Raw genomic sequence first — 5,307 nt, 5'->3', positions numbered from 1 at the left:
TCTACGGTTTTTAGCCGTGCAAGTATGTCACACTCGATCGAGTCCAATGATACCTACTCTCCCAGTACTACACATCTACCGAGATCGGATCGACGCTCGATCGCAAACCAGGCTTCATCGAAACTCAATCTAAGTTCTCGCTGCTGATGAATGTTGTTTCAGCACTTGCTTGAGATACTTCCCAGTATGAGATTTAGGATTCTTTGCCACCTGTTCCGGTGTACCCACTGCTACTAATTCTCCCCCCTTATTACCACCTTCTGGGCCAAGATCGATCGTCCAATCGGAGCAGCGAATCACGTCGAGGTTGTGTTCGATGACGATAATGGAATTGCCCTTATCTACTAGTCTTTGCAGCACGTCTAGGAGCTTGTGGACATCGTAGAATGATAGTCCGGTGGTGGGTTCGTCGATTAAATATAGGGTTTTACCCGTGGCGCGTTTAGAGAGTTCGGTGGCGAGTTTGACACGCTGGGCTTCGCCGCCGGAGAGAGTGGGGGCGGTTTGTCCGAGTTTGACGTAGCCCAAGCCGACATCGACGAGGGTTTGCAGGCGGGTATAGGCGCGCGGGATATTTTCAAAAAATTCCATACCCTCTTCTACCGTCATATTTAGGACATCGGCGATCGATTTGCCCTTATATTTAACCTGGAGGGTTTCGCGGTTGTAGCGTTCGCCTTTGCAGACGTCGCATTGAACGTAGACATCGGGGAGGAAGTTCATTTCGATGATGTTGACGCCTTGTCCGCTACAGGCTTCGCAGCGTCCACCTTTGACGTTGAAGGAAAATTGTCCGGCTTTATAGCCGCGTGTTTTGGCTTCGATGGTTTGGGTGAAGACTTCGCGGATGGTGTCGAATACGCCGGTGTAGGTGACGGGATTCGATCGCGGGGTGCGACCGATCGGTGATTGATCGATGATAATAACTTTATCGATCGCACTTATCCCTTTGAGTTCGTCTACATCTTTGGGGAATGGTACCCGTTTAGTGAGATGGTGCTGGAGTGCGGGGTGGAGCAGTTCGTTGATCAGGGTGGATTTGCCCGAACCGGATACGCCGGTAATTGAGACTAATTTACCGAGGGGGAATTCGACATCGAGATGTTTGAGGTTGTTACGATTGGCATTTGTGAGGGTTAAACTGCGCCCATTACCTTCGCGTCTGGCTGCGGGTGTGGCGATGCCCAGACGTCCCGATAAGTAGGCACCCGTAATTGAATCTTCGGATTTCAGGAGGGCTTCTAAATCGCCTTCGACGACGATGCTACCACCATGCACGCCCGCGCCAGGGCCGATATCCACCAAATGATCGGCGGCGCGAATGGTATCTTCGTCATGTTCGACGACGATGAGGGTATTGCCTAAGTCGCGGAGTTTGGTGAGGGTGTCTAATAGTCGGCCATTATCGCGTTGATGCAAGCCGATACTCGGTTCGTCGAGGACATATAATACCCCTGTCAAACCGGAACCAATTTGAGTCGCGAGGCGAATCCGTTGGGCTTCGCCGCCGGATAGGGTCATCGCAGCCCTGTCGAGTGTGAGATAATCTAAGCCGACGTTGAGCAAAAATTGTAGTCGGGCGGTAATTTCTTTGAGAACTAATTCGCCAATTTTAATTTGTTTGTCAGTTAATTTTAACCGATCGAGCTTAGCCAAACATTCATCGATCGCGGCACTGGTAAAATCGAGAATGCCATACTGCCCCAGTTTTACCGATTGAGCTTCCGCCTTTAAGCGATGGCCGCCGCAAGCTTCACAGGGGCGATTGGTGAGGTATTGTTCGAGCTTTTGTTTTTGCAATTCTGAGGCATCATTGTATTGGCGTTCGAGAGTTTTTAATACACCTTTAAACCGCCGATGATCGTCGAGATCTTCCATCCAGATCGGTTCGGATCTGCCCTCTAAAATCAAGGCTTGTTGTTCGGGAGTTAATTTATTCCAGGGTGTATCGAGCGCAAATCCAGCAGCTTGTCCCAGACTATATAATAGGGATAAATAATAGGAATTATCCTTGTCCGACCAAGGCGCGATCGCGTGATAGACGGCCGCAGATGGATCGGGAATAATCAGTTCTGGATCGAATGTCCGCGAGCTGCCAAGGCCATGGCAAGCAGTGCAGGCACCATAGGGAGAATTAAATGAGAATAATCGTGGCGATAATTCTTCCATCACTGCCCCATGTTCGGGGCAAGCAAATTTCTCGGAAAATACTAATTCTGTCGGTAAATCGGGATTGATTTCGGCACCTTCATCGGCAATTAGGGAGATAATGGCAATCCCTTCGCCATGTCGCAAACAAGTTGTCAAAGAATCCGATAATCGTGATTCGATCCCTTCTTTATTAATCAATCGATCGACCACAATTTCGACTGAATGATGCTGGTTTTTATCTAAGACAATTCGATCAGCTAATTCGCGAATTTCGCCATTCACCCGCACGCGCACGAAGCCTTCAGATGCCAGACTAGATAATACTTTTTGGTGTGTCCCTTTTTTGCCTCGGACGATCGGTGCTAAGATCTGAAACTTAGTCCGTTCGGGCAGATCGCGAATCCTGTCGCTCATTTCATCGATCGTTTGGGGCGAGATTGATCGATCGCACTGGGGACAATGCGGCGTACCCGCCCGACCGTATAGCAACCGAAAATAATCGTAAATCTCCGTCACCGTTCCCACGGTCGATCGCGGATTATTAGAAGTAGATTTCTGATCGATCGAGATCGCCGGACTCAAACCTTCGATCGCATCCACATCCGGCTTATCCAATTGTCCCAAGAATTGCCGCGCGTAGGCACTCAGGGACTCCACATATCGCCGTTGACCCTCGGCAAAGATCGTATCGAATGCCAGTGAGGATTTGCCCGAACCAGACACCCCAGTAAATACAATCAATCGATCGCGCGGTAGCTCTAAACTAATATTCTTGAGGTTGTGCTGTTTGGCACCACGGATGCGAATGGTGTCTCGGTCGGTTGAAGCCATAGGGATCGAGTTGGGAATTCACGATAGGGCAAACTTCTGTTTTAACACAAATGTCTGATGTCTTAACATCTTCCCTCATAAATTACCCGCATAAATTCGATTTGATATCACTACCTGCAGACTTAATCGAGTTGCTGATGACTGTAAAGACCAGGGGTACAGTTGCTGCTACATCAATTAATCCGACCCATTGTAAAATTTTTGATCACATGAAAGTATATTTATTTTGCGATCGTGTTTAAGGCGAATTACAATAGCCACTAGCATTATTAGCAACTTGCGCTGGTGAACCGTAGGGTAAATTAGACACCATACATTTTGTTGCTTGACCTCTTTGAATCACCCCATTCCTCATTTGGGTATTCAAATTGTTGATTAATTGAGCATTCACCGCATTGCTACGATTTTTGTAAGCTTGAGTAACTTGTTGGCTCATTTGAATCAACTGTGCTTTTTTTTCGTCGAGCATGGCAAATTTGGTCAACAACATCCTTACTTTAGCTCCATCACCAGCTTGCATAGCATTCCGAGTCTGCTTGGAAAGTTGATTGTAGCTCAGATAAACCTGAGCTAGTTCCCCCTGAATCCGATATGTGGTGTCCAATGCGGTTTGGGCTGATGCTAGATCGCCAGCATAGTAGGGCAGGCTTTGTAATCCCAACTCACTATTCCGCTGAAGATGAACGGCTGCTTGTCCAGATGTTTTGATGAGAACGTTAGTAAGTTTAAACGCTCGATCGCGATTAGGTGCATTCCAAAATTGCTCTAATACCGCAAAAAAGCGATCGGCTGCTTGATTTGCTAGCTTTTCTTCTTGGTTGGCGGCATCTACTAAGGGGCGATAACTAGTGACCTGCACTAATAAACTCCGATCGAGAAATCGTGTCATCGCTGTTTGAGGCAGGCTGTGGCACAGTCCCGGAATCAGAGCTAATACTACTCCTGCGAACATCGTCACGATCCCGAACTGTATTACAGCTATTTTCATCATCGCTGACAAAGTGAAATTTATACCGTTAGTGTAGCATTCATCCCAAACATTGCCGTACAATCGACTACAATTTCGACTGGATGATGTTATCGTCATGACTAATTCCAGCTACGTTATTCCATTGCTGTAGCTGAGTCGAGGCACTCAACTAGAATGCGTTGAAGTGTAAAAATGTTGACGATCGCGGAGTCTGGTAATTTAGCCACTGATAAATCGATTGAAAGGTAAACTTATTGTTCTGATTTTATAGGTTCAGTAGAGAATATTCGCTCGATCGTGTCAATCCATTGCATTATTCATTTACTAATACCAAACAGTTATTAAAATCTTGTCGCAATGCTACCTCATCCAAATCGCGACCAATTAACACCAATTCATTTTTGCGTTCCTCATCTGTCCGCCACTCTCGATCGAGTCTGGCATCCAGAATCATGTGAACTCCCTGCAATACAAATCGCCGCTCTTGGCCGTGAATATTCAAAATCCCTTTCATCCGAAAAATATTTTGTCCTTGAGTTGGCAATAATTTACTCAACCATTCCTGGATTTTTTCTACATTCATCGCACCTGATGCCACTAATGCGATCGATCCGACTGATCGATCGTGTTCGTGGGCTTCTTCACCCAAAAAATCTGGATCGATCGTGAGTGCATGACTGAGATCAAAGCCACCAATCCCCAGAATTGCATCGAGATCGACACGGGCAGATTGAGTGCGATAAATTTTGGCGATCGCATTCATCCCCCGAATTTTAGATTCTAATTCGTCTAATTCGGCTGGGGTCACTAGATCGGTTTTGTTAATCAAGATTCGATCGGCAAAAGCAATCTGTTCCTGGGCTTCCTCTGCATCCCAGTGAAGATGAATGTGTTTGGCATCAACCACTGTTACGACAGCATCTAAATGAGTTTGTAACTGGACATCTTCATCGACAAAGAAAGTTTGAATGACGGGTGCCGGATCGGCTAAACCGGTGGTTTCAATTACCAATCGATCGAACTTATCCCGACGGTGCATCAGATTGCCAATAATCCGCATCAAATCGCCGCGAACAGTGCAGCAAATACAGCCATTATTCATCTCAAAAATTTCTTCATCGCTACTTACCACTAGCTGATTATCAATCCCGATTTCGCCAAATTCATTCACAATTACAGCGATTTTTTGACCGTGTTCTTGAGTCAGAATATGATTGAGTAATGTAGTTTTGCCCGCGCCTAAATATCCGGTTAGGACTGTTACTGGCACGGTAGAACGCGCTGGATTTTCCAGATTAGTCATCAGTACCTCGATCGTAAGTTGGCTATGATTAACAGTTGGGTTCGTAAATACC

The 5,307-nt window shown here is 46.5% G+C and carries 3 protein-coding genes; all 3 read right to left on the bottom strand.

Annotated elements, in window-relative coordinates; translation table 11 throughout:
* Positions 1-129: 129 nt before the first annotated feature.
* The 3 genes from uvrA to RMO27_RS06820 all read right to left on the bottom strand — a co-directional run bounded on the left by uvrA (position 130) and on the right by RMO27_RS06820 (position 5,255).
* Positions 130-2,982: an excinuclease ABC subunit UvrA gene (gene uvrA, locus RMO27_RS06830; RefSeq protein WP_309730881.1), complete on the bottom strand. Its 2,853-nt coding sequence runs from the start codon at positions 2,980-2,982 to the stop codon at positions 130-132.
* Between the two features lie 238 nt (positions 2,983-3,220).
* Positions 3,221-3,970: a hypothetical protein gene (locus RMO27_RS06825; RefSeq protein ID WP_309730880.1), complete on the bottom strand. Its 750-nt coding sequence runs from the start codon at positions 3,968-3,970 to the stop codon at positions 3,221-3,223.
* 295 nt (positions 3,971-4,265) lie between these two features.
* Positions 4,266-5,255: a GTP-binding protein gene (locus RMO27_RS06820; protein ID WP_309730882.1), complete on the bottom strand. Its 990-nt coding sequence runs from the start codon at positions 5,253-5,255 to the stop codon at positions 4,266-4,268.
* Positions 5,256-5,307 lie beyond the last annotated feature (52 nt).

Origin of the sequence: Chamaesiphon sp. OTE_75_metabat_556, from assembly GCF_031378165.1 — a bacterium.
GTDB lineage: Bacteria > Cyanobacteriota > Cyanobacteriia > Cyanobacteriales > Chamaesiphonaceae > Chamaesiphon.
The sequence above is the reverse complement of the archived record's forward strand: the minus strand, read 5'-3'. Positions and strand labels throughout refer to the sequence as shown.